This window comes from Zestomonas carbonaria (assembly GCF_904061905.1).
GTDB lineage: Bacteria > Pseudomonadota > Gammaproteobacteria > Pseudomonadales > Pseudomonadaceae > Aquipseudomonas > Aquipseudomonas carbonaria.
On the sequence record NZ_CAJFCI010000054.1, the window covers coordinates 19,375 to 42,453 of the forward strand.

Here is a 23,079-nt window from a genome sequence, read left to right on the forward strand (position 1 = left end):
CGGACATGAACCCAACACCACGCCCCACCCTACTTGTACGTATCCCCCAACGCACGACGAACATGAACCAGCGCCTCGCGAAACACCCAATGCCACTGCGGCGTCGGCACCTCATCCAATGGATGCCAGAAGAACCTGAAGTCGTGCCCGCCATCGTCGGCGCAGCGATGACTCCAGCCCTCAGGAAGTGGCTCCTGAACCTCGCATAGCTGGAAGGACCAGACCTGATCCCCATATCCCGGCACCCAGGTGCCGAGGTCGGCCAACACGGCCGAGGCACGCAGCCCCGACTCCTCTTGCAACTCACGCACGGCCGCGGCGACCGGTGACTCGTTCGGTTCGATGCTTCCCTTGACCAGTTGGATGCCCGCCAGCGGATGCTCGAAAACCAGAATCCGCTCGCGGGCCGATCCGTTCAGCACCACCGGGCAGGCTTTGTTCGGGATCAATGCCACACCCTCAGATTGCATGCGCCAGGTGCAGTTCGGTCAGCGCCTCGGCCTTCAGGCGTGCCAGTTCGGCGTCGCGGCGGTCGCGCGGGCGGGGCAGGTTCACGGTCAGTTCCTGGCGGATGCCGCTCGGGCGGCTGCCCATCACCAGTACGCGGTCGCTGAGGTACAGCGCCTCGTCCACGTCGTGGGTGACCAGCAGCAGGGCGATGGCGTGACGGTCGGCCAGTTGCAGCAGCAGGTCCTGCAACTTCATGCGGGTGAAAGCGTCAACCGCGCTGAAGGGTTCGTCGAGCAGCAGCACGCGCGGCCGCGAGTACAGCCCGCGGGCCAGCGCCACGCGTTGCGCCATGCCGCCGGAAAGCTGCTTGGGCAGCGCGTCGGCGAAACCGTCCAGGCCCACCTCGCCGATCAGTTGCGCCACCCAGTCGCGGTCGTAGTGGCGGTCGTCGCTGAAGCCGATGTTCTGCTCCACGGTGAGCCAGGGCATCAACCGTGGCTCCTGGAACACGAAGGCCACCTCGCCGCCCTGCCCGCCGCGCTCGACCCGGCCGCTGAACTCGCGTTCGAGACCGGCGACGATGCGCAGCAGGGTGCTCTTGCCGCAGCCGCTCGGGCCGAGCAGGCTGACCACCTCCCGCTCGCCCAGGCGCAGGCCGACGTTCTGCAGCACGGTGGTGCCGGCGAAGCTCTTGCGTTCGACGCGGATGTCCAGCAATGGCTCGCTCATCCTCGACCCTCCTTGTCATTGCCGGTGAAGGCGTCGCGCCAGCCTAGCAGGCGCCGTTCCAGCCTGGCCAGCAGGCCGTCGCTGAGCTTGCCGAGCAGCGCCAGGACGATGATCGAGGCCAGCACGATGTCCGGCCGCGAGGTTTCCCGGCCATCGGTGAGCAGGTAGCCGAGGCCCTTGGTGGCGGCGATCAGTTCGGCGGCGACCAGGAACATCCAGGCCAGGCTGAGGCCGCTGCGCAGGCCGGTCATCAGCCCCGGCAGCGCGGCCGGCAGGAGGATGCGCAAGGCCAGGCGGCGCTGGCTGAAGCCATACATCTGGCCGACCTCGACCAGCTTGCGGTCGATGTTGCGGATCGCCGACACGCCGTTGAGATAGACCGGGAAGAAGGCGCCGATGGCGATCAGCACCACCTTGGAGGTCTCGTCGATGCCCAGCCAGAGCAGCAGCAGCGGCACCCAGGCCAGGCTGGGGATCGCCCGCAGGCCGGCGAAGGTCGGCTCCAGGTAGGCTTCCGCCTCGCGGCTCAGGCCGACCCAGGCGGCCACCAGCAGGGCCAGCCCGGCGCCGATGGCGAAACCGCCGAGCACCCGCGCCAGGCTGGCGCCGATGTGGGTCCACAGCGGGCCATCGGCCAGTTCGCGCAGGGTCAGCACGATCTCGCTGGGCGCCGGCATCTGGTAGGACGGGATCCAGCCGATGCGCACCACCGTCTCCAGCAGCGCGATCAGCAGCAGCGGGATCGCCAGCCCCTTGGCGCGGCGTCGCCAGAGGGCGGCGTTGAAGCCCGGTTTCCAGAGACCTCCGGCGAAGGCCGGCAGGGTCTTGCTCTTGGTCGTCATGGGAAGGTTCCGCTCTCGAAAACGAAGCGTCCAGGCCGGGGCCTGGACTCGGGGAGCGACGGAGAGGACGAAGCACTCGGCCTCTCGCCGGCCATCACTTGCTGGCGATCACCTGCTTGCCGAACGCCGGCTCGATCAGTTGTTCCACCACCGCGTTGACGTCCGTGCCTCGGCGCACCAGTTGCTCGGAGACCAGGATCGGCGCGGCGGCCTTGAGCGCGGCGATGTGCTCGGCGCCGGGCTGGGCGTTGCTGAAGTCGGTGCGCTCCAGTTGCAGCTTGGCCACTTCCAGCGGCAGGCCGGATTCCTGGGAGAGGATCTGCGCCAGTTCCTCGGGGTTCTCCCGCGCCCAGGCGCGCGCCTTCTCGTAGGCGGCCAGCACCTTGTCGATGGCCTGCGGGTATTGCTTGGCGAACTTCTCGGTGACGCTCACCACGCCGTAGCTGTTGAAGTCGAGGTTGCGGTGCAGGATGCGCGAACCGGCCTGCAACTGGCTGGCGGCGAGCAGCGGATCAAGTCCGGCCCAGGCGTCGACGTCGCCTTTTTCCAACGCCGCGCGGCCGTCGGCGTGCTGCAGGTGGACCAGCTCCACGTCATTCTTGTCCAGGCCGACCGTTTCCAGGCTGCGCAGGGTGAACAGGAAGGGATCGGTGCCCTTGGTGGCGGCGATCTTCTTGCCCTTGAGGTCTTCGAGGGTCTTGATCGGCGAGTCCTTGCCCACCACCAGCGCGGTCCACTCCGGGCGGCTGGCGATGTACACGGTCTTGATCGGGCTGCCGTTGGCACGGCTCAGCACCGCCGCCAGGCCGGCGGTGGAACCGAAGTCGACGCCACCGCTGTTGAGGTATTCCAGGGAACGGTTGCTGCCCTGGCTGAACACCCAGGTGACCTTGGTGTCCTTGCCGACGCTCTCCTCCAGCCAGCCGAAACGCTTGAGCACCAGGCTGGTCGGCGAGTAGTAGGCGTAGTCGAGCTTGAGCTCCTTGGGCAGGTCGGCGGCCTGGGCAGGCGCGACCAGGGCGAAGGTGGTGGCGGCGAAAGCCAGCAGCCTGGTCAGCGGGCCGGGTTTGCCGGCGAGAAGAAGATTGCGCATGAAACGCTCCTTGCAGTGATTGGGAGCGGAAGCGTCTTTCCTTATTCCAGAAAACAAGGCTTTGGTCTTCTTCCGCCTTCTACAGGGAATATTGCAGAAGGCGTGCCAGCATCTTGCCCCGCTTTTCCGGGCATTCCGCCTGCGCCAACTGTCACCCTTCGGTCAGACTGCTGATTCGCTGTTCGCTGGCGAACACCTGATCCCTCCCTGGGTGAACGATGTGTGCGGCGAAGCCGGACTGCCCCGGAGCGATGCCCTCGCGCAAGGTCAGCGCCGGGACTTCGTAATCGCCGGCGTTCTGCCGACGGAACGGGATGGGCGCGCGGCTGAAGAGCGTGTCCAGGCGCTCGCCGAGCGCCGCCTGGACATCGGCGTAGCGGGCCTCGTCGACCCGGCTGGTGCGATACACCAGGAACGGCGGCAGCACGTCGAAGCCGGGGTAGTAGAGGACGCCGTGCTGGATGGGGAACAGTAGGTCGTCGATCGGCCCGTTGATGCCCCGCGCGCTGTAGTGCGATTCCCAGCCTCCGGTGGTGACCACCAGCATGGCGCGCTTGCCGGCCAGGTTGCCTTCGCCGTAGCGATTGCCCCAGCGCGCATCCGAATGCTCGCCCACGCCATAGGCGAACCCGTAGGCGTAGACGCGCTCGACCCAGCCCTTGAGGATCGCCGGCATGGAGAACCACCACAGCGGGAATTGCAGGATGACGGCATCGGCCCAGCGCAGCTTGTCCTGCTCGGCGGCGATGTCCGGGCTCTGCCGGCCATTGGCGTAGGCGCGCTTCGAGTCCTGCGCCGGGTCGAAGCGTTCGCCGGCCGCGCCATCCAGGCTGTCGGCGGCGTCGAGGGTGGCCTTCCAGTTCATCGCGTAGAGGTCGGAGACCTGCACGCTGTGCCCGGCGGCCTGAAGGCGCCGGACCGCGAAGTCCTTGAGCGAGCCGTTGAGGGATCGGGGTTCGGGATGGGCGTAGACGATCAGTACATTCATGGCGGGATCTCCAGGGGTGGATGCGCGCAGGATGGAGATCCGCCAGGTATATTTGAAATGAATATCCAGAATTCCAGGTATTGTCATGGCTAATCTCCGCCGTCTGGACCTCAACCTGCTGGTGACCCTCGACGTGCTGCTGGCGGAACACAACGTCACCCGCACGGCGGAGCGACTGCACTTCTCCCAACCGTCGGTGAGCATCCACCTGGCCAAGCTGCGCGAGATCTTCGACGACCCGCTGCTGTTGCCGGGGCCACGCGGCATGCGTCCCACCGCGCGCGCCGAGGCATTGCGCGAGCCCCTGCGCCAGGCCCTCGCCGCCCTGGAGCGCGCGGTGGCGCCGAGCGAACCGTTCGAACCGGCCATGGCGCAGAACACCTGGCGCGTGATCGCCTCCGACTACAGCGAAGCCACCGTGCTGCTTCCCGCCCTGCGCGGCTTGCGCGAAGTGGCTCCCGGCACCCGGCTGGCGGTGCTGCCCCTGGAGCCGCCGCGCATCGTCAGGCAGGCGGAGCAAGGAGAAGCCGACCTGATCCTCCACATCACCGAGGACGCCCCGGAAGGACTGCGCCGCCGCGCGCTGTTCACCGAACGCTACGTGCTGGTCGGGCGCGCCGGTCATCCACGGCTGGAGAAGCGGCCGACCCTGGCGCAGTTCTGCGAGCTGGAACAAGTGATGGTCTCGCCGGACGGCGGCGGCTTCCACGGCGTGACCGACAAGGCCCTGGCCGAACTGGGCGCCGAGCGGCGGGTGGTGCTGTCGGTACCGCACTTCCACTTCGTGCTCTCGGTGCTCGCCAGCACCGACCTGGTAGCCATGCTGCCCGCCCGCCTGGTACGCGCCGACAGCGGGCTACGGGTGGTGGAGGCGCCGGTGGAGGTGCCGGGTTACGAGATGTCCATGCTCTGGCACGAACGCGTCCACCGTGATCCGGGGAATCAGTGGTTGCGGGAATTCATTGCTGCCTGGGTGTGAGATGGGCCCGATGGGTATCGTCGCTGCGCTCCTCGAACCATCCTACTGGTTGGCTCCGGTGTTTAACGCAGCCTCGGCCCCTCACCCCGGCCCTGGCTACGCGCCCCGCTCCGGAGGGAGAGGGAGTTTGCTGGCTCCGAGCCAACCCCGTCCAGCTCCCTCCCCCCCGGGAGAGGGTTGGGGTGAGGGAACATGCGTGGACTCAACTCCGCACCCAACGCCCGGAAACGAAATGGGTCGGGTCGTTGTACCCCGGCGTGGAGGCGTGGCCCGGCGTCACCAGCGCATCGACGAAGGCTTCGTCCTCGGCGGTGATCTTCACCTCCAATGCCTTCACGTAGGTGGCCCACTGCTCCTCGGTGCGCGGGCCGACGATGGCCGAGGAGACCGCGGCGTTGTTCAGTACCCAGGCGATGGCGAACTCGACCACGCCGACACCGCGCTCCCCGGCGTATTGCTTGACCTTCTGGGCGATCCGCAGCGACTCGTCGCGCCATTCGGTCTCGAGGATGCGCTTGTCCTGGCGGCCGGCGCGGCTATCGCTGGCCGGCGCCACGCCCGGCGCGTACTTGCCGCTGAGCACGCCGCGCGCCAGCGGGCTGTAGGGCACCACGCCGAGGCCGTGGAAAGCGGCGGCGGTGATCTGCTCCACCTCGGCCTGGCGGTTGACCAGGTTGTACAGCGGCTGGCTGACGATGGGCCGGTCCACGCCCAGGCGTTCGGCGACGCTGGCGATCTCGGCGATGCGCCAGCCGCGATAGTTGGAAACGCCCCAGTAGCGGATCTTGCCCTGGCGCAGCAGGTCGCCGATGGCCGAGACGGTCTCCTCCAGCGGTGCCTGGTGATCCTCGCGGTGCAGGTAGTAGACGTCCAGGTAATCGGTGCCCAGCCGGCGCAGGCTGGCCTCGGCGCCGCTGAGGATGTGCTTGCGGCTCAGCCCACGGCGATTGGCCGGGCCGTCCGCCGGCCCCATGCCGACCTTGCTGGCCAGCACCCAGTCGTCGCGGCGCGCGGCGATGGCCTGGCCGACGATTTCCTCGGAGCGCCCGGCGTTGTACACGTCGGCGGTGTCGATGAAGTTGATGCCCTGGTCGAAGGCCGTGTCGATGATGCGCAGCGAGGTCTCGGCGTCGGTCTGCCCGCCGAACATCATCGTGCCGAGGGTCAGGGACGAAACCTGCAGGCCGGAACGGCCTAGGGTGCGGTAGCTCATGGGGTTCTCCCGTGGTCGATTGTGGTGGAAGAAGAGACTCGCCCCTCTCCCCCGGCCCCTCTCCCATGAATGGGCGAAGGGAGAAAAATCAAACCGCCTCGGCGGCCTCCTCATGGAACATGCCGTCGGACTGCCGGCTCCACAGGCGGAAATACTGCCCGCGTTTCTTCAGTAGTTCCTGGTGGCTGCCGTCCTCCACCACCCGGCCCTTGTCGAAGACGATGATGCGGTCGAGGTGGGCGACAGTGGACAGCCGGTGGGCGACCACGATAACCGTCTTGCCGACCATGATCTCGTCCAGCTTGTCCTGGATGAAGCGTTCGGTGATCGAATCCAGGCTCGACGTGGCCTCGTCCATCACCAGGATCGGTGCGTTCTTCAGCAGCACCCGGGCGATGGCGATGCGTTGCCGCTGGCCGCCGGACAGCTTGACCCCGCGTTCGCCGACCAGGGAATCGTAGCCCTGCTCCATGGATTCGATGAAGGCGCTGGCACCGGCGCGATGGATGGCCGCCGCCAGTTCCTCCTGGGTTGCGTCCAGGCGGCCGTAGTGGATGTTCTCGCGGATGGTGCGGTGGAACAGGCCGGGCTCCTGGGGAATCAGGCCGATCTGCTGGTGCAGCGAATGCTGGGTCACGTCGCGCACGTCGGTGCCGTCGATCAGCACCTGGCCCTCGTCCACGTCGTACAGGCGCAGCAGCAGGTTGAGCAGGCTCGACTTGCCCGAGCCGGAGGAGCCCACCAGGCCGACCCGCTGGCCCGCCGGGATGACGATGTTCAGGTCCTCGAAGATGCGCTTGTCCGGCGAATAGCCGAACGCCACGTTGCGGAACTCCACCTCGCCGCGCGTGACCTCCAGATTGGCCGCCCCCGGCTTGTCCACCACCTCGTGGGGGCGGATCAGGCTGCGCACGCCGTTGGCGATGTTGCCGGTCGCCTCGAAGAACTCCAGGAAGCGCCGCGACAGGCTGGACACGTCGTTGATGATCAGCAGCGACAGGCTGCTGGACATCACGAAAGTGGCGATGCTGATCTGCCCGCTGCGCCACAGGTACAGCGACAGCAGCAGCACACCGACCTTCAGTACCACGCCGAAGCTGGACTGGAACCAGCGGACCTTCTCCATGTAGCCGAAGGAGCGGTAGGCCGCGCCGACCTCGCGTTCCAGGTAGTCGCCCAGGTAGCCGTGCTCGTAGGAGTGGCGGGCGAACAGGCGGATGTTGGTGAGGTTGGTCACCGCGTCCACCACCTTGCCGGTGCTGGTGCTGCGCGCCGCCGAATGCTGCTGGGCCAGTGGATGGCTGCGCTTGGCCAACTGGTAGCAGACGAGGATGAACAGCACCGACCAGCCGAACATGAGCAGCGCCAGCAGCGAGGAAGCCGTCCACAGCAGCAGCGTCGCCAGGGTCAGGGTGACCACCAGCGGGATCAGGTCGAACAGCAGGATGCTCAGGGTCTGGTTGACCCCCAGGGACACCTCGGAAACGCGGTGCGCCAGGGCGCCGGCGAACTCGTTGCTGATGAAGCGGTGCGAATGCTGCTGCAGATAGGCGTACACCGCATGGGTCACGGTACGGCGCTGCTGCGGCATCACGCGGATGTGGCAACCGGTGGCGCCACGGGTGAACAGCACCTCCAGCAACAACAGCCCGGCGAAGGCCAGCACCGGCCATTGCAGCACCGCGAACGCCTGCTCGCTGCTCAGTCCCTCGCTGACCAGCCGGGTGATCTGCCCCAGGCCCCAGGGCACCAGGATGGTACAGACCACCGCGCTGATCTGCAGGAGCAGGATCGCCAGGTACCAGCCCTTGTAGTTGCCGACGAAGAACAGCACGAACTTCAGCGGCGAGTCCGGCAGGTAGCGGACGTTCCAGTTGAGCAGGGTGCGCGGTGGACGGGGGGTCAGGCTGGGAGCGCTCATGAGCGGGGGGATATCCTTGCGGGAGATGATGGATCAGGGGTTTCGCCGGCCGCGTCGAGCGCGATCCGGAAGCGAGTCAGGGGAAGGGGTTCGCCGTTTTCCTCGAAGGTCCTCTGGCTCGCGCCATCGGCCGTGAAGCCGATCCTCCGGTAGAAGCGGGTCGCCCGGACGTTGCCGTCCAGCACCCAGGCCGTGGCGCTGTGGAAGCCGGCCTCCTCCAGGCCACGGCGCGATTCCAGCCAGAGCCGGTTGCCGATGCCCAGGGTCCAGGCTTCGGGTATCAGGTAGATCGACATGAGCTCGCCCGTGCCGGGCGGTACGTCGTCGTCGCGGCTGGCGCCGAAGGAGCTCCAGCCGACGATCTCGCCATCGACTTCGGCCACCCGGATCGTTCTCGGACCGCCGGCGATCGCGTCGACCAGGAAGGCCACGCGGCGCTCGATGCTCTGCTCCAGGCCGGCGAGAAAACCGGGGGACAGCAGGTCCCGGTAGGCCGACTGCCAACTGCGCACGTGGACCTCGGCGATGGGCCGGGCGTCCTCCTCCCTGGGGAGCCTGATCAGGACCGTCGAACCATCGGCTTGACTCTTCATTCCGTGCACTTCCTGGCAACGCATGGGGACTCGCCATCAAGCACGCCCCATGCCAAATAAATTTCCCTTCAGAATCAATAGGATGACGAAACCACCCAACACCCGCGAAGCGCTCCGGCAGGGCAATCTGCTGGACCGCTGTCGCCCCCGGAACAGTGGCGCCGGCTCATCCGGTCACCGCCCGCCCCGCATTCCTCCCCAGGCGCCGGAACACCAGCCAGGAGGTGGCGCACAGCAGGCCGCAGATCAGCATGGTCAGGCTCAGGTCGGCGGCCTGCGGTTGCCCATGGCCACGCAGGTTCACGATCAGCCCGAGCAGGCTCGCGGCCAGGCCCACGGCGAGGCTCATGGTCAGTTGCAGGGACATCGCCGACAGGCTGCTGGCGCGGCTGGCCAGTTCGATCGGCACGTCGGAATAGGTCAGCGCGCCGAGGGTGCTGAACTGCAGCGAACGGATGACCCCGCCGACGTACAGCAGCAGCACGATCACCCAGTACGGGGTCTGCGCATCGAAGGTCGCGCACAGGGCGATGGAGAAGCCGGTGAGCAGCGAATTGCCCATCAGCGTGCGGCGAAAGCCGAAGCGCTGGACGATGCGCACCGAGAGGAACTTCATGGTCAGCGCCCCCGCGCCGCCGGCCAGGGTCAGCAGGCCGGCCGCCAGCGGACTGAGGCCGAAGCCGACCTGGAACAGCAGCACCAGCAGGAACGGCTGCGAGGCGCTGCCCAGGCGGAACAGGTTGCCGGCCCAGATGGCCGTGGAGAAGGTGGGAATCTTCAGCAGGCGCAGGTCGATCAGCGGATGCTCCGTGCGCCGCGCATGGCGCACGTAGAGGATGCCGCCGAGCAAGCCCACGACCAGCAACGCCGCCACCCAGGCTCCCGGCAGCAGGCCATGGCCGAACGCCTCGAAAGCGAACACCAGGCAGGCCAGGCCGATGCCGCTGAGCAGGAAGCCGCGCACATCCAGCGCCGCGCCCCGCTGTCCCGGATAGTCCGGCACGTGGCGGAGGATCAGGACGATGCCGAGCGCGCCGATGGGCAGGTTGATCAGGAAGATCCAGTGCCAGGACAGCGCGGTTACCAGCAACCCGCCCAGCGGCGGACCGAGCACCGGGCCGATCAGCGCCGGCATGGTCAGGAAGGCCATGGCGCTCAGCAGGTTCTCGCGGCCCGCCCAGCGCAACAGGATCACCTGCCCCACCGGCACCATCATCGCCCCGGCCGCACCTTGCAGCAGCCGCGCCAACGACAGTTGCAGCAACGAGGTGGAAGCAGCGCAGGCCAGCGAAGCCAGCACGAACGACACGATGGCGACCACGAACACCCGGCGCGGTCCGAAGCGGTCGGCGGCCCAGCCGCTGACCGGCACGAACAGCGCCAGCGCTAGCAGGTACAGCGACACCACCAGGTTCATGCGCACCGTCGGCTCGCCGAACTCTACGGCCATCTGCGGCAGCGCGGTGAGCACGGCGGTGGCGTCGAGCAGTTCCATGAACAGCGCGCAGCCGATGATCAGCGGCACCGTGCGGCCGGCCTGCGGCGGGTGGAGCTGGACTGCGTGGCTGCCTGGAAGGTCTTCCGGACGGCCCACTCAGAACAGCCCGGACGTCGGCGGCTGGGTGCCTTTCAGCCGATAGGCGCCGACCACCGCGGCCTTCCAGTGGCGCGGGTTGTGGTTGGCCACGGTGCGTGCGTTGCGCCAGTGGCGGTCGAGGTTGTGCTGGCGGGCGGTGGTCGAGGCGCCACCGACGTCGAACAGCAGTTCGGCGGCCTTCAGCGCCGCTTCCACGGCCAGGTACTGGGCCTGGGCCACTTCCACCGCCGCGCGGTTCACCGCGTCGTCGTCGAGCCCCGCCGCCCAGGCCGCGTCGATGGTTTCCGCGGCACGCAGCACCACCGCTTCGGCGGCGTAGGCGCGGGCGGAAATCTCGCCCACCGAAAACTCCACGTAGGGGTCGTCCACCGAACGGCTGGCGCTGCTGTGCTTGATCGGCCGCGCATGTTCGCGGGCGAACGCCACGGCATCGTTCAACGCATTGCGCGCGATACCCGCCTCCACCGCCGCCAGGTAGAGCTGCAGGAACGGCGTGACGATGGAGCGCTTACCGTCCTCGCCGATGCGGGTGCGGATCTCGTGGGGATGGACCAGCACGTTGTTCAGCCGGGTGGTGCCGCTGGCGGTCAGGCGCTGGCCCATGGCGTCGAAGTCGTCGACCAGTTCCAGCCCCTCGCGGTCGCGCGGCAGAACGAAGGACACCGGCTGTTCGTCCTCGTCCAGCGCCACCGCGCTGACCCAGTCGGCGTACAGCGAGCCGGTGCTGTAGTACTTGCTGCCGGTGGCGCGGAAGTGGTCGCCCTCGCGGACGATGCGCGCGCTGACCGAGCCGTTGGCGCCGCCGATCTCCCAGCCGGCGTTGCCGAACACTTCGCCGGCCAGGTAGCGCGGGAACCAGCGTTCGCGTTCGCTGGCACTGCCGCGCGCCAGCAGTCCCTCGATGAAAGAGAAGCTCGGGCGCAGCGACTGGGCGATGTTGGAGTCCGCCGCCGCCAGGTCGATGATGAATTCGATCACCTCGCGCACGCTGGCGCCGGTGCCGCCGTAGGCCATGGGAATGCGGAAGGTCAGTAAACGGTCGGCGGCCAGTTGGCGAATCTGTTCGTAGGGCAACTGGCGCGAGCGCTCGCGCCCGGCGGCGCCCTCGGCGATGCTCGCCAGGCGGATGGCGGCGCGCTTGCGCAGTTCGCCGAGGCTCAGGCGGGAAAAGGAGGCGGGGTTGGATTGAATACTCATGGGGCTGATCCTGGACGGTTGGGCCAGCAGCGCGGCGACGGTGCGCTGCGTGCCGGGACGGAATTTCTTCATGGTTCTGGACTCCTGCCGGCGATCAGGCCGACACCACTTCGGCGGCATCGTGGTACGCGGCCGGCCGCAGTTGGGGAATGGCGCTCAGCAGCGCGTGGGTGTAAGGGTGTTGCGGGCGGTCGAAGACCTCGCGCACCGGGCCGCTCTCCACCACCACGCCGTCCTTCATCACCAGCACGCGGTCGCTGACCCGGTTGATCACCCCCAGGTCGTGGGAGATGAACAGGCAGGCCAGGCCGAGGCGGCGCTTGAGGTCGGTGAGCAATTCGAGGATCTGCGCCTGCACCGACACGTCCAGCGCCGACACCGGCTCGTCGCACACCAGCACCTCAGGCTCGGGCGCCAGGGCGCGGGCGATGGCGATGCGCTGGCGCTGGCCACCGGACAGCTCGATGGGCCGCCGCGCCAGCACGCTTTCGTCGAGGCGCACCAGGTGCAGCAGCTCCAGCATGCGCAGGCGCCGCGCACCACGCGGACAGCCGGCCACCGCCAGCGCCTCGTCGAGCACCCGCTCGACGGTGTAGCGCGGGTCGAAGGAGGCCTGCGGGTCCTGGAACACCACCTGGATGCGCCGGCGCTCCTCACGCTGCTGCTTGCCGCCAAGGCTGCTCCAGGGCCGGCCGCGCAGGCGCACCTCGCCGCTGTCCGGACGCTCCAGGCCGAGCACTAGGCGGGTCATGGTGGTCTTGCCGGAACCGGACTCGCCGACGATGCCCAGGGTCTCGCCGGCGCGCAGCTCGAAGGACACCCCGGCCACCGCCGTGCGGGACCTGGCGTCGGGGCCGACGAAATCCTTGCGCAACGCAGCGGCCTCGATCAGCAGCGGCGCGTCGGCCGGAATCCCGGCCGGCGGCGGTTCCTGGACGTCGTCACGGCGGATGTGCACCGTGGCCGCGGCCCTGAGCAATGACCTGGTGTAGGCGTGCTGCGGGTCGTAGAGCACCTGCTCGACCGGTCCCTGCTCGACCACCAGGCCCTGGTGCATCACCGCCACGCGATCGGCCAGGCGCGCCACCACCGCCAGGTCGTGGCTGACCACCAGCATCGCGCTGTCGCTGCGCCGCAGGGACTCCAGCAGCGCCAGCACCTGCGCCTGCACCGTGGTGTCCAGCGCGGTGGTCGGTTCGTCGGCGATCAGCAGGTCCGGCCCGCAGGCGATGGCCGAGGCGATCAGCGCGCGCTGGCGCAGGCCGCCGGACAACTGGTGCGGATACTGACGGGCGCGCAGCTCCGGCTCGGGCACGCCGACCGCGCGCAGCAGCTCGATCACCCGTGCCTCGCGCTGGCGGCGATCCAGATCGGTGTGCAGGCGCAGCGGCTCGTCGATCTCCTTGCCCACCTGGCGCAGCGGATCGAGCGAACCGAGGGCGTCCTGCATGACGAAGCCGATGCGTCCGCCACGGATGTCACGCCAGGTGCGCGCATCGAACTGGCGCAGGTCGCGGCCGTCGAACGACAGGCGCTCGGCGGTGATCCGCGCGCCCTGCCCGGTCAGCCCGGCCAGGGTCCGCGAGGTCACGCTCTTGCCCGAGCCGGACTCGCCGACCAGCGCCAGGCACTGGCCACGGAACAGCTTGAAGGACACCCCGGCGACCACCTCGCCGGTCTGCCCGAAGGACACGTGCAGGTCGCTCACCTCGACCAGCGGGCGATCCGGTGCGATCAACGTGGTCATACGTTCTTGCCCTCGCTACGGCGCAGCAGGGCGCGGCCCAGTGCGGTGATGGCGACCACGGTAAGCGTCACCGCGACACCCGGCGCGGCCACCAGCCACCAGGCGTTGGCCAGGAAATTGCGTCCCACCGAGAGCATCGCCCCCCACTCCGGCGCCGGCGGCGGCGCGCCGAAGCCGAGGAAGCTCAGCGAGGCTCCGGCGGCGATGTTGCCGCCGATGCCGATGGTGGCGAGGATCAGGATCGGCTTGATGGCGTTGGGCAGCACGTGGCGCAGGATCACCAGCGGCCGGGCGATGCCCAGGGTGATCGCCGCCTCGACGTAGGCGGCGCCACGCACCACGCGGGTCTGCGCGCGGACCATGCGCGCATAGCGCGGCACCCCGGCGATGCCCACGGCGATGATCGCGTTGAGCGTGCCCTGGCCCCAGAAGGTGATGATCACCAGCGCCAGCAGCAGGTCGGGAAACGCCAGCAGAACGTCCACCGAACGCATGATCGCCGAATCGATCCAGCGATGACCGAGCCCGGCCAGCAGGCCGAGGGCGATGCCCGCAACCAGGCCGATGGCGGTGGCCGCCAGGCCCATCACCAGCGAGGCACGCACGCCGTATACCAGGCGGGTCAGCACGTCGCGGCCGTTCTCGTCGGTGCCCAGCCAATGCGCGGCGCTCGGCGCCTGGAACGCCTCGCGGGCGTTGGCCGCCAGCGGGTCGCCCCTGACCAGCAGCGCCGGCTCGATGGCCGCCAGTACCAGCAGGCCGACGAACAGCCCGGCCAGCAGCAGGCCGGGGTGACGGGTCAGCGGCGGCAGGCGCAGCCAGGTGGCCCAGCCTCGCCGCCCGTCGGCCAGGGTCAGCGCCGTGGTGCCGAGCAGGGTCTGTTCTCGAATGCTCATCGCACGTCCTCCAGACAGGCTCATGGCGCCGGGTTCGGCAGCCGTGCATGGACCGCCTCGATGTCGGCAAGCACTTCCTCGCCCAGCTCCAGATCGACGCTGGCGAGGTTTTCGCGCAACTGCTCCAGGCTGGTCGCGCCGCTCAGCGCGCTGGCGACGAAGGGCCGGCTGGCGACGAAAGCCAGCGCCAGTTGCGCCGGCGACAGATCGTGACGGCGCGCCACCTCGACGTAGCCGCTCACCGCCTGCCCGGCTTCGGCGCTGGCGTAGCGGGCGAAGCGTCCGTAGGCCGAACCGGCCGACAGGCGCGCGCCCTCGGGCTGGGCGCCGTTCAGGTATTTGCCGGAGAGCACGCCGAAGGCCAGCGGCGAATAGGCCAGCAGGCCGACCCGCTCGCGGTGGCTGAACTCGGAAAGCCCCAGCTCGTATACGCGGTTGAGCAGGCTGTAGGGGTTCTGGATGCTGACGATGCGCGGTAGCCCAAGGCGTTCGGACTGCTTGAGGAATTCCGCCACGCCCCAGGGCGTCTCGTTGGACACGCCGATGTGGCGCACCTTGCCGGCCTTCACCAGCTCGGCCAGCGCCGTCAGGGTTTCCTCGATGGAAGTGCTCTCCTCCCCCTCCACCCAGGGGTATTCGCGGCGGCCGAAGAAGTTGGCGCTGCGCTCCGGCCAGTGCAACTGGTAGAGGTCGAGGTAGTCGGTCTGCAGGCGGTCGAGGCTGGCGTCCAGCGCGGCGCCGAGGAACTTGCGGTCGAAGCGCGTCCTGCCGTCGCGGATGTGCGCCATGTGCCCCGCCTGGCGCGGCGGCCCGACGATCTTGCTGGTCAGCACGATGTCCTGGCGGCGCTTGGTCCTGGCCAGCCAGGAGCCGATGAAACGTTCGGTGTCGCCCCAGGTCTCGGCGCGCGACGGCGTCGGGTACATCTCCGCGCTGTCCACCAGGTTGACGCCCCGGGACAGGGCGTAATCGAGTTGCGCGTGGGCATCGGCCTCGCTGTTCTGGTGACCCCAGGTCATGGTCCCGAGGCCGATGACGCTGACCTGGAGGTCGGTGTTGCCGAGTGGGCGGTATTTCATGTGGTTGGTCTCACGCAAGAGCGGTTATTTCGTGTCGTAGGAGCCAGCTTGCTGGCGATCCATCGCCAGCAAGCTGGCTCCTACAGGTTGTCGGGGCGCTCAGGCCGAGGCGGCCTGGCCACCCTGTTCGAACTGGCTGCGCGGGTACGGCAGGCCGAGGTGGTCGCGCAGGGTGCTGCCGCTGTATTCGTGGCGGAACACGCCGCGCTTGCGCAGCAGCGGCACCACTTCGTCGACGAAGACCTCGACGCCCGACGGGAAGCTGTCCGGCATGATGTTGAAACCGTCACCGGCGCCAGCCAGGAACCACTCCTCGAGGGTGTCGGCCACCTGCTCGGGAGTGCCGACCAGCAACCGGTGGCCGACCAGGATGCGCCGCGACAGCTCGCGCACGGTCAGCTTCTCGCGGCGCGCCAGGTTGATCTGCGCTTCGAGGAAGCCATGCGAGCCCCGCTCGAATTCGTTGACCGGGCCGATGCGGTGCCAGGGCAGCTCGGCGTCCAGGTCCAGCTCCTCCACCGGGATGCCGACCCGCTGCGCCACCTGGCGGATCAGCCCGCCTTCGCCGAGGTACGAGTTGAGATGGTCGAAGCGTGCCTGGGCCTCGGCCTCGGTGCTGCCGATCACGGTGGACAGGCCGGGCATGATCTTCAGGTGCTCGGGGTTGCGGCCCCAGGCGCGGGCGCGGCTCTTCATCTCCTGGTAGAACGCCTGGCCGTCGGCCAGGGTGGTCTGGGTGGTGAAGATGGCATCGGCCCAGCGCGAGCCGAGCGCCTTGCCGCCCTCCGACGAGCCGGCCTGCACCAGCACCGGGCGGCCCTGGGGCGAGCGCGGCACGTTGAGCGGGCCCTTCACCGAGAAATACTTGCCGACGTAGTCGAGGGTGTGGACCTTGGCCGGGTCGGCGAACACGCCCCGGGCGGCGTCGCCGATGATCGCGCCGTCCTCCCAGCTATCCCACAGCTTGACGGCGATATCGAGGAACTCGTCGGCGCGCGCGTAGCGGTCGACGTGCAGCGGCGCGCCGGCCAGGCCGAAGTTCTGCGCGGCGGCGTCGCCGGCATTGGTCACCACGTTCCAGGCGATCCGGCCGCCGCTGATGTGATCGATGGAAGCGAAGCGGCGGGCCAGGTTGAACGGATCGTTGTAGGTGCTCGAGCAGGTGGCGATCACCCCGATGTGCTGGGTGGCGAGGGCCACGGCGGTGAGCAGCACGGTGGGCTCCAGGCGCCCGGCCGGGCTCTTCTCCACGTCGCCCTGCAGGGCTGGGCCGTCGGCGAGGAAGATCGCATCCAGGGTGCCACGTTCGGAGATGCGCGCGATGTTGCGGAAGTATTCGACATCCAGGTAGGCGGTCGGCGGCACTTCGCCCAGCCGCCAGGCGGCCGAGTGGGAACCGAAGCCGAGGATGTTCATGCCGATGCTCATTTGCCGTTTGCTGCTGCTCATGCTTGTGCCTCCTGGAGATGTGGGGACTGCTCGGACTGGCGGGCGGCGTCGAAGCGCTCCGCCCAGGCCTGGCTGGGAACGGTGCCGTTGAGGTAGTAATCGCCCAGATAGGCCTCGCGCAGGATTGCCGGGTTGTGCGAGGAAAGGGTTCGCGCGTTGCGCCAGTGCCGGTCGAGGCGCCGCGTGCTGCTGGTGGCCGACGCACCGCCGACCTCGAACAGCAACGTGGTGGCCTCCAGCACCTGCTGGATGACGATCTGCTGGCCCTGGTAGGCCTTGATCTCCGCCTCGACATACAACTCCGGCGCGGCCTCGCCGGCCTGCCGCGCCTGCCAGACCCGCTCGACGGCGGCGGACACGCCCTCCACCAGCGACTCGGCGGAAAACGCCAGGCTCGACAGGCGGCCGACGACGCGCTGCACCAGCGGGTCCTGGCGCGGGCTGGACTGGCCGGGAATGCCGAAGGTGCGGGTGCGCCCCTGGACGAAGGCGATGCCGTCGCGCAGCACCGCGCGGGCGATGCCGGCCAGGGTGGCGAGGTGCACCAGTTGGTAGAAGGCGACGATGTAACTGTCGCCGCGCCCCTCGGCGCTCTTGAAACGGCGGAACAACTGTTCGGCGGGCACCCGCACATCGTCGAAACGGGTGGTGCCGCTGCCGGTCAGGCGCTGGCCGAAGCCGTCCCAGTCGTCGAGACGGGTGACGCCCGGCGCGCGGGTGGAAATGGCGACGCTGACGTGCTCGTCGCCATCGCTGGCGGACGCGGCGATCCAGTCCGCGTACAGGGTACCGGTGCAGTAGTACTTCTCGCCGTTGACCAGCCAGTCCTCGCCGTCGCGGGTCAGCGTCACCGTGTTGCGGGTGGCCTCGGTACGCTCGGCCATCGCCGCGCCGAACAGCTCGCCGGCGACGATGCGCGGGAACCAGAGCTGCCGGTTGTCCTCCTCCTCGTCGTTGAGGCGGCCTTCGACGAAGCCGAAGTGGGCACGGAAGATCTGCGGCAGGTTGGAGTCGGCTTCACCGAGCAGGACGATCAGCCGGAACAGTTGCGGCAAGGTGGCGCCGAGACCGCCGTACCGCTGCGGAACGCGCAGCGTGCCGAAGCCGGCGTCGCGCAGCCAGGCCACCGGTTCGTAGGGCAGCTCGCGCTTTTCCTCGCGGGCGATGGCGCCCTCGGCGATGCGGGCGAAGACCGGCGCGAAGCGGGCCTTGAGTTCCTCGTCACGCGGCGGCGTGTGCAGCTCGCGACTGTCGGCGCGAGTCGGATCAGGTTCGAAGACCATCGTGGAATCCTTGTGTGTCGCGGTGAATTGAAGGTGCGGCGTGGCGCTGTTCTCATCGAACAGGGCACGAAGCTGGGTGAGGACGGCGCTCATGCTCATCGGTCGGCCACCCGTGGATCGACCAGCGTGTTGAACAGGTCGACGAGCAGGTTGACCACCACGTAGACCAGCGCCGCCAGCAGGGTGATGCCAAGCACCATGGGCACATCCTTGGTGTTGGCGGCTTCGAGCATCAGCCGGCCGACGCCCTGGCGGGCGAACAGGGTCTCGGTGATAACCGCGCCGCCGAGGAGGCTGGCGAGGATGAAACCGGACAGGGTGACCAGCGGGATCAGCGCGTGGCGCAGCGCATGGCCCAGGCGCACCCCGGCCTCGGACAAGCCCCGAGCGCGGGCCATGACGATGAAGGGCTGTTCGAGGATGTCCTCCAGCTCCTGGCGCAGCACCTGGGTCAGCACCGCGGCCACCGGCAGGGCCAGGGTCAGGGTCGGCAGCAGCATGGTCTTCCAGCCGCTGGAACCGGTCGGCGGCAGCAGGCGGAAATGGAAGGAGAACACCAGCAGCAGGAGGATGCCGAGGACGAACGAGGGCATCGACGACAGCACCAGTTCGCTGCCCGACGACAGCGAGCCGATCCAGCGCGCCCGCTTGGCGGTCAGCACCGCGAGCAGGACCGCCAGGCCAACCGCCAGCAGCGCCGCCCACAGGGCCAGCTTCACGGTGGCGCCGATATGCGCGCCGATGGCCTGGCTAACCGGGATGCGCAGGCGGTAGGACTCGCCGAGGTCGCCCCTCGCCAGCCGCCCCAGGTACTGGCCGTACTGCACGATCAGTGGCTGGTCGAGGCCGTATTCGCGGCGTACCTGGGCCAGCACCTCGGCGGTGGGCATGGCTTCCGGTCCGCCGAGGATCGCCAGGGCCGGGTCGCCGCCGCTGACGTTGAGGCCGACGAAGGTCAGCGTCGCCGCGCCCCAGAGCACGACCAGGCCGGCCAGTAGTCGCAGGAGGATGCGCCGCAGGATGTTCATGGCTGCTCCTTGTCCAGCCAGACGCTGGTGAAGAAAGGCGTGTTGTGCGAGGTGTCGAAGACCACGCCCTTCACGTAGCGGTGGTAGGCGACGATGTGGTGGCTCTCGTAGGACGGCGACGCCGGGACCAGCTCGGTGAGGCGCCGCTGGGCCTGGCCGTAGAGCGTCCTGAGCTCTTCCGCGTCGGTGCTGCGGCGGGCCCGCGCGAGCAGGTCGTCCAGCTCCGCATCGCGCAGGCGCGAGGAGTTCTGGCCGATCAGCTTGTCGGTGGTGATCGAGTCGCTGTGGTAGAGGATGAACAGGCCGTCCGGCGTGTTGGTGTGCCAGTAGCCACCGCCCAGTACCTGGTAGTCCCCGGCGTAGCGGCGGTCGGTCACCTGGGCCAGGGGCAGCACTTCGAGATCGATGTCGAAGCCGACCTTCCTGGCGTCGGACTGGATGGCCACCGCGACGCTGCCGGGAAACGCCGGGTTCTCGCTCATCAGCAGGCGCGCGGCCAGGCGCTTGCCGTCCCTGACGCGGTAACCCTCGGCGTCGCGGGCGGTCCAGCCGGCCTCGTCGAGCAACCGGTTGGCAGCGTCCACGTCGTAGCCCAGGGCGTCCTTGAACGACGGGTCGTAGAAACGCGTGTTGGCGGCGAGGAAGTCGCTCTTCGGCTGGTATTCGCCAAAGCCGGTGATCCAGGCCAGGCCATCGCGGTCGACGGCCCTGGTCAGCGCCTTGCGCACGCGCACGTCGTCGAACGGGAAGCGCTCGGTATTGAAGGTCAGGCTGCGGAACGGGTTGCCCTTGCGGATGCGGCTGCGCAACACCAGGTCGGGATTGCCGCGGATCGTCACGGCGTTTTGCGTGGGCGCGTCCAGGGTGAAGTCGTGCTGCCCGGACAGCAGCGAGCTGTAGCGGATCATCGCCTCGGGGACGAAGGTCAGCTCGATGCGTTCCAGATAGGCCGGCCCCTGGTGGCGGATCACCGGCGGCGCCCAGGCGTAGTCCTCGCGGCGAACGAAGGTGGCACCCTGCTCGCGGGTGTAGCTTTCCAGCACGAAGGGCCCGGAGCCGATCGGCCGCTCGGCGATGGACCTGGGGTCCTCCTTGATCTGCCGGGGCGAGATCATACTCAGCCAGGATTGCGCGAGCACGTCGAGGAACGGCGAGTACGGCTCGCGCAGGGTCGCCTGGAAGGTGTACTCGTCGAGCACCTTGCCCTCGACGTAAGGCGCGATGTAGGCGGCTGCCAGCGGCGACTTGGTGGCCGGGTCGCGCATGTGTTCGAGGTTGACCAGCACCGCCTCGGCGTTGAACTTCTCGCCGTCGCTGAAGGTCACGTCGTCGCGCAGGTGGAAGGTGTAGGTCTTGCCGTCCTCGGAGATCTCCCAGGACTTGGCCAGCCAGGGCGAGATGCCGCCCTGCTCGTCCTGGTAGACCAGGCCGTCGTAGATGATCCGCCCCAGCCACTGGACGTTGCCGTGGGCGATCGAGTGTACGTCGAAGGTGCCGGTATCCAGCGTCACCGAGGCGCGCAGGGTGCCGCCGGGCTTGCCCCGCTCCTGTTCGTGGTAGTCGGTCGTCGAGTAGCTGAGACGGCCATCGGCGAGCTGTCCGTCGCCGCGGGCGGCGTTCGTCGGAGAAGCGCCGGACGAGGCTGGCGGGTCCTCCGCCGGCGAGCAGCCGGCGAGCGAGAACAGGGTGCCCAGCACGACGCCCAGCCAGCGCCGCCTCTCGCCGGTTCCCGTGCCGCCCCGTACCCCGTTTTCGATTCGTTGCATGACGCGATTCCTGATGTTCCTGGGTTGGCGAATGCGGGACTCACGCGCCCCGCATGTCTTTCCTGCTCGTGTTCAGAACCGCAGCTCGACCCCGGCGAACGCGCCGAAGCCGTCGCCCGGGAAGAAGTTCCGGCTGTTCTCGTTGCCCCTGGTGTCGAAGGCGGCGGTGACGGTCGTCACGTAGTCCTCGTCCGTGAGGTTCTTGAGGTCGAGGTAGACCTTCCAGTCCTTGCTCGGCGCCTCGTAGCCCGCGGTGGCGCCCCAGATCGTGTAGGACGGGGCGTAGAGCGTGTTGGTGTAGTCCACGGCGGTGCGCGAGGCGGCCTGCACGTTCACCCCGCCGTAGAAGCCCGACGGATGCAGATACTCGAGCTTGGCCTGGTAGATGTGCTCGGGGATGCCCGGCAGGCGGTTGTCGCCGAGGCGCGGGTCGTCGCGGTAGCGGAAGTCGTTGTAGGTGTACACCTGGCGCAACACGATCTGCTCGCCGCCAGGGCTTTCCCAGAGCCGGCCATCCAGGCCGAGCTCGACGCCCTGGTGCAGGGTCGGCGTGCTGCTGTTGAAGGTGGCGGTGACGATGTTGCCCTGGCGCGCGGTTTCTTCCTCGTCCACCACGGTGAGCAGTTCATCGCGTATCCACGAGCGATAGATCGCCAGGCTGCCGTCGAAGATCCCGGCCCGGCCCTTGATGCCGACTTCCAGGGTGTTGGCCTTCTGCTCCACCAGCGGGGTGATCTGGTCCCGGCTGTTGGCGTAGCGCCAGTCCAACGGCGGATCGATGGAGCGGGTGAAGTTGCCGAACACCTGCAGCTCCGGCGTCAGCTCGTAGCGCAGGCCGATGCGCGGCACCAGGCTCCAGTTGTCGTAGTCGGTCTCGCCCGGCGTGGTCGTCTGGTTGCTGTAGGCGATGTCGATGTTGCGGCGCACGTAGACCGCCGACACGCCGCTGGTCAGCCACAACCCGTCCACCAGCTCCAGGTCGTTGCCCACCGTGAAGGTGCGGTCCATCGAGCCCTTGAAGAACTTCTTGTTGACCACCTGGCTGCGGTCGTTGCCCTTGAGGGTGGTGACCTGGCCGATCAGATGTTCGGTGGAGGTGAAGGACAGGCTGGTGCGGCTCTCGTGGCCGCCCCAGAAATCAGTGCGTGCATAGCGCAGCGAGGCGTTCAGGTCGTGCCAATCCCAGAAGCCCGGGTTGCCGACCGTGTTGTCCTTGTTATTGGCGTGCGGATACTCGTGGTAGGCCAGGCCGAACTCGAACCCGGAGCCATCGTCGAAGGTGTAGTTGGTCTTGCTGCCCAGCCAGATGGTGCCCTTGCGCCGGCCGCTGGAGCGGCTGGCGAGCGACGTCGGGCTGGCCTGGGAGGAGTCGTGCTCCAGTTCGGGCAGCGTCAGGGCACCGGGGTCCTGGTGGAATTCGTCGCGGTAGCGCAGCAGCAGGCGCGACTCCAGTTGCGGGCTGAAGCGGTAGCCCAGGTTGACCACCGTGCCGTAGCTCTTGGACAGGCTGTAGTCGCGGCGATAGCCATCGCTGCGGTAGTTGTCGACGTTGACGTAGTAGTCGAAGTCGCCCTCGGCGCCGCCGGTGCTGAACAGGGCCTTCTGCAAGCCCCAGCTCCCGGTCTCGTAGCGCAGCCGGTGGCCGGGCGCGGTGTGGCCGGTGTGGGTGACGAAGTTGACCGCGCCGCCCAGCGCCAGGGCACCGTAGTCGAAGGCATTGCCGCCGCGCAGGATCTCGGTGTAGTCCACCCCGGAGGCGTTCAGCAACTCGTAGGTCGTGCCCCCGGTGCCGGTCAGCGCGATGCCGTCGTAGAGGAACTTGATGCCCTCGCGGAAATAGCCGGGCGAGTTGACGATCCCGGAGCCGCGAATGGAAATCTTCACCGAATCGTTGCCGCCGACCGACTGCACGAACACGCCGGGCTGGTAGGCGAGCACGTCGCCCAGGGTGGTGTTGCGGCCACGCGCCAGCTCCTCGCTGTCGACCACGCTGGTGCCGCCCGCCACCTCCTGGAGCCGGGTCCTGGCCTGCTGCGCCGGCGTGGCCTTGTCCGCCTGGACCACCACCGTGCTCAGCCGGGTATCGTCGGCCGTGTCATCGGCGCTCGTCCGGCGGGCGGCCTGTTCGTCCCCCAACGAAGCACCGCTTGCCAACAGCAGAGCGGAGCCCAGGCCTACCACCGGCAGGAATGGAACGCGCCGCGCCCCGCCCCTCGCCTCGTTTTTCCC

General features: G+C 68.5%; 19 protein-coding genes. 1 reads left to right on the forward strand and 18 read right to left on the reverse strand.

Annotated features, from left to right (window positions below; translation table 11 throughout):
* Positions 1–29: 29 nt before the first annotated feature.
* The 5 genes from PSEWESI4_RS13400 to PSEWESI4_RS13420 all read right to left on the reverse strand — a co-directional run bounded on the left by PSEWESI4_RS13400 (position 30) and on the right by PSEWESI4_RS13420 (position 4,102).
* Positions 30–470 (reverse strand): NUDIX hydrolase, encoded by a 441-nt coding sequence (locus PSEWESI4_RS13400; protein WP_328821887.1) that lies wholly within the window; start codon positions 468–470, stop codon positions 30–32.
* Positions 460–1,179, reverse strand: a complete 720-nt coding sequence (locus tag PSEWESI4_RS13405) for an ABC transporter ATP-binding protein (RefSeq protein ID WP_187671708.1) — start codon at positions 1,177–1,179, stop codon at positions 460–462. The genes PSEWESI4_RS13400 and PSEWESI4_RS13405 overlap by 11 nt, the downstream gene beginning before the upstream one ends.
* Positions 1,176–2,021 (reverse strand): ABC transporter permease, encoded by an 846-nt coding sequence (locus tag PSEWESI4_RS13410; RefSeq protein ID WP_187671709.1) that lies wholly within the window; start codon positions 2,019–2,021, stop codon positions 1,176–1,178. Before PSEWESI4_RS13410 ends, PSEWESI4_RS13405 begins: the two co-directional genes overlap by 4 nt.
* A gap of 94 nt (positions 2,022–2,115) precedes the next feature.
* The gene (locus PSEWESI4_RS13415) at positions 2,116–3,114 is read right to left on the reverse strand and encodes an aliphatic sulfonate ABC transporter substrate-binding protein (RefSeq protein WP_187671710.1); all 999 of its coding nucleotides are present in this window, start codon (positions 3,112–3,114) and stop codon (positions 2,116–2,118) included.
* 151 nt (positions 3,115–3,265) lie between these two features.
* Positions 3,266–4,102, reverse strand: a complete 837-nt coding sequence (locus PSEWESI4_RS13420; RefSeq protein ID WP_187671711.1) for an NAD(P)H-dependent oxidoreductase — start codon at positions 4,100–4,102, stop codon at positions 3,266–3,268.
* An 85-nt stretch (positions 4,103–4,187) separates the two neighbouring features.
* Here PSEWESI4_RS13420 and PSEWESI4_RS13425 point away from each other — a divergent pair, with 85 nt between their 5' ends.
* Entirely contained in the window at positions 4,188–5,081 is an 894-nt protein-coding gene (locus tag PSEWESI4_RS13425) for a LysR family transcriptional regulator (protein WP_187671712.1), read from the forward strand.
* Positions 5,082–5,283: 202 nt separating this feature from the next.
* On the opposite strand, the gene PSEWESI4_RS13430 is transcribed toward PSEWESI4_RS13425, so the two are convergent.
* From PSEWESI4_RS13430 to PSEWESI4_RS13490, 13 genes are all read right to left on the reverse strand, one after another.
* Positions 5,284–6,294 carry an aldo/keto reductase gene (locus PSEWESI4_RS13430; RefSeq protein WP_187671713.1) on the reverse strand — a complete coding sequence of 337 codons (1,011 nt, stop codon included), beginning with the start codon at positions 6,292–6,294 and terminating at the stop codon, positions 5,284–5,286.
* An 88-nt stretch (positions 6,295–6,382) separates the two neighbouring features.
* Positions 6,383–8,215 (reverse strand): ABC transporter ATP-binding protein, encoded by a 1,833-nt coding sequence (locus PSEWESI4_RS13435; protein ID WP_187671714.1) that lies wholly within the window; start codon positions 8,213–8,215, stop codon positions 6,383–6,385.
* On the reverse strand, positions 8,212–8,808 hold the full coding sequence (locus PSEWESI4_RS13440; protein WP_187671715.1) for a GNAT family N-acetyltransferase: 597 nt from the start codon (positions 8,806–8,808) through the stop codon (positions 8,212–8,214). Before PSEWESI4_RS13440 ends, PSEWESI4_RS13435 begins: the two co-directional genes overlap by 4 nt.
* 166 nt (positions 8,809–8,974) lie before the next feature.
* Positions 8,975–10,303 (reverse strand): MFS transporter, encoded by a 1,329-nt coding sequence (locus tag PSEWESI4_RS13445; protein WP_187671794.1) that lies wholly within the window; start codon positions 10,301–10,303, stop codon positions 8,975–8,977.
* Between the two features lie 99 nt (positions 10,304–10,402).
* Positions 10,403–11,602 carry an acyl-CoA dehydrogenase family protein gene (locus PSEWESI4_RS13450; protein ID WP_187671795.1) on the reverse strand — a complete coding sequence of 400 codons (1,200 nt, stop codon included), beginning with the start codon at positions 11,600–11,602 and terminating at the stop codon, positions 10,403–10,405.
* Positions 11,603–11,696: 94 nt separating this feature from the next.
* Positions 11,697–13,349: a dipeptide ABC transporter ATP-binding protein gene (locus PSEWESI4_RS13455; protein ID WP_187671716.1), complete on the reverse strand. Its 1,653-nt coding sequence runs from the start codon at positions 13,347–13,349 to the stop codon at positions 11,697–11,699.
* A complete protein-coding gene (locus PSEWESI4_RS13460) occupies positions 13,346–14,245 on the reverse strand; it encodes an ABC transporter permease (protein ID WP_187671717.1) in 900 nt (299 codons plus the stop codon). Before PSEWESI4_RS13460 ends, PSEWESI4_RS13455 begins: the two co-directional genes overlap by 4 nt.
* 20 nt (positions 14,246–14,265) lie before the next feature.
* Complete coding sequence (locus PSEWESI4_RS13465; protein ID WP_187671718.1) at positions 14,266–15,324, reverse strand: NADP(H)-dependent aldo-keto reductase; 1,059 nt, start codon at positions 15,322–15,324, stop codon at positions 14,266–14,268.
* A gap of 99 nt (positions 15,325–15,423) precedes the next feature.
* The gene (locus PSEWESI4_RS13470; protein ID WP_187671719.1) at positions 15,424–16,773 is read right to left on the reverse strand and encodes an LLM class flavin-dependent oxidoreductase; all 1,350 of its coding nucleotides are present in this window, start codon (positions 16,771–16,773) and stop codon (positions 15,424–15,426) included.
* Positions 16,770–18,056, reverse strand: a complete 1,287-nt coding sequence (locus tag PSEWESI4_RS13475; RefSeq protein ID WP_235978934.1) for an acyl-CoA dehydrogenase family protein — start codon at positions 18,054–18,056, stop codon at positions 16,770–16,772. The genes PSEWESI4_RS13470 and PSEWESI4_RS13475 overlap by 4 nt, the downstream gene beginning before the upstream one ends.
* A 95-nt stretch (positions 18,057–18,151) precedes the next feature.
* Positions 18,152–19,084: an ABC transporter permease gene (locus PSEWESI4_RS13480; protein WP_187671721.1), complete on the reverse strand. Its 933-nt coding sequence runs from the start codon at positions 19,082–19,084 to the stop codon at positions 18,152–18,154.
* Positions 19,081–20,850, reverse strand: coding sequence for an ABC transporter substrate-binding protein (locus tag PSEWESI4_RS13485; RefSeq protein ID WP_187671722.1), 1,770 nt, complete (start codon positions 20,848–20,850; stop codon positions 19,081–19,083). Before PSEWESI4_RS13485 ends, PSEWESI4_RS13480 begins: the two co-directional genes overlap by 4 nt.
* A gap of 72 nt (positions 20,851–20,922) precedes the next feature.
* Entirely contained in the window at positions 20,923–22,986 is a 2,064-nt protein-coding gene (locus tag PSEWESI4_RS13490; RefSeq protein ID WP_235978935.1) for a TonB-dependent receptor family protein, read from the reverse strand.
* Between the last annotated feature and the right edge of the window lie 93 nt (positions 22,987–23,079).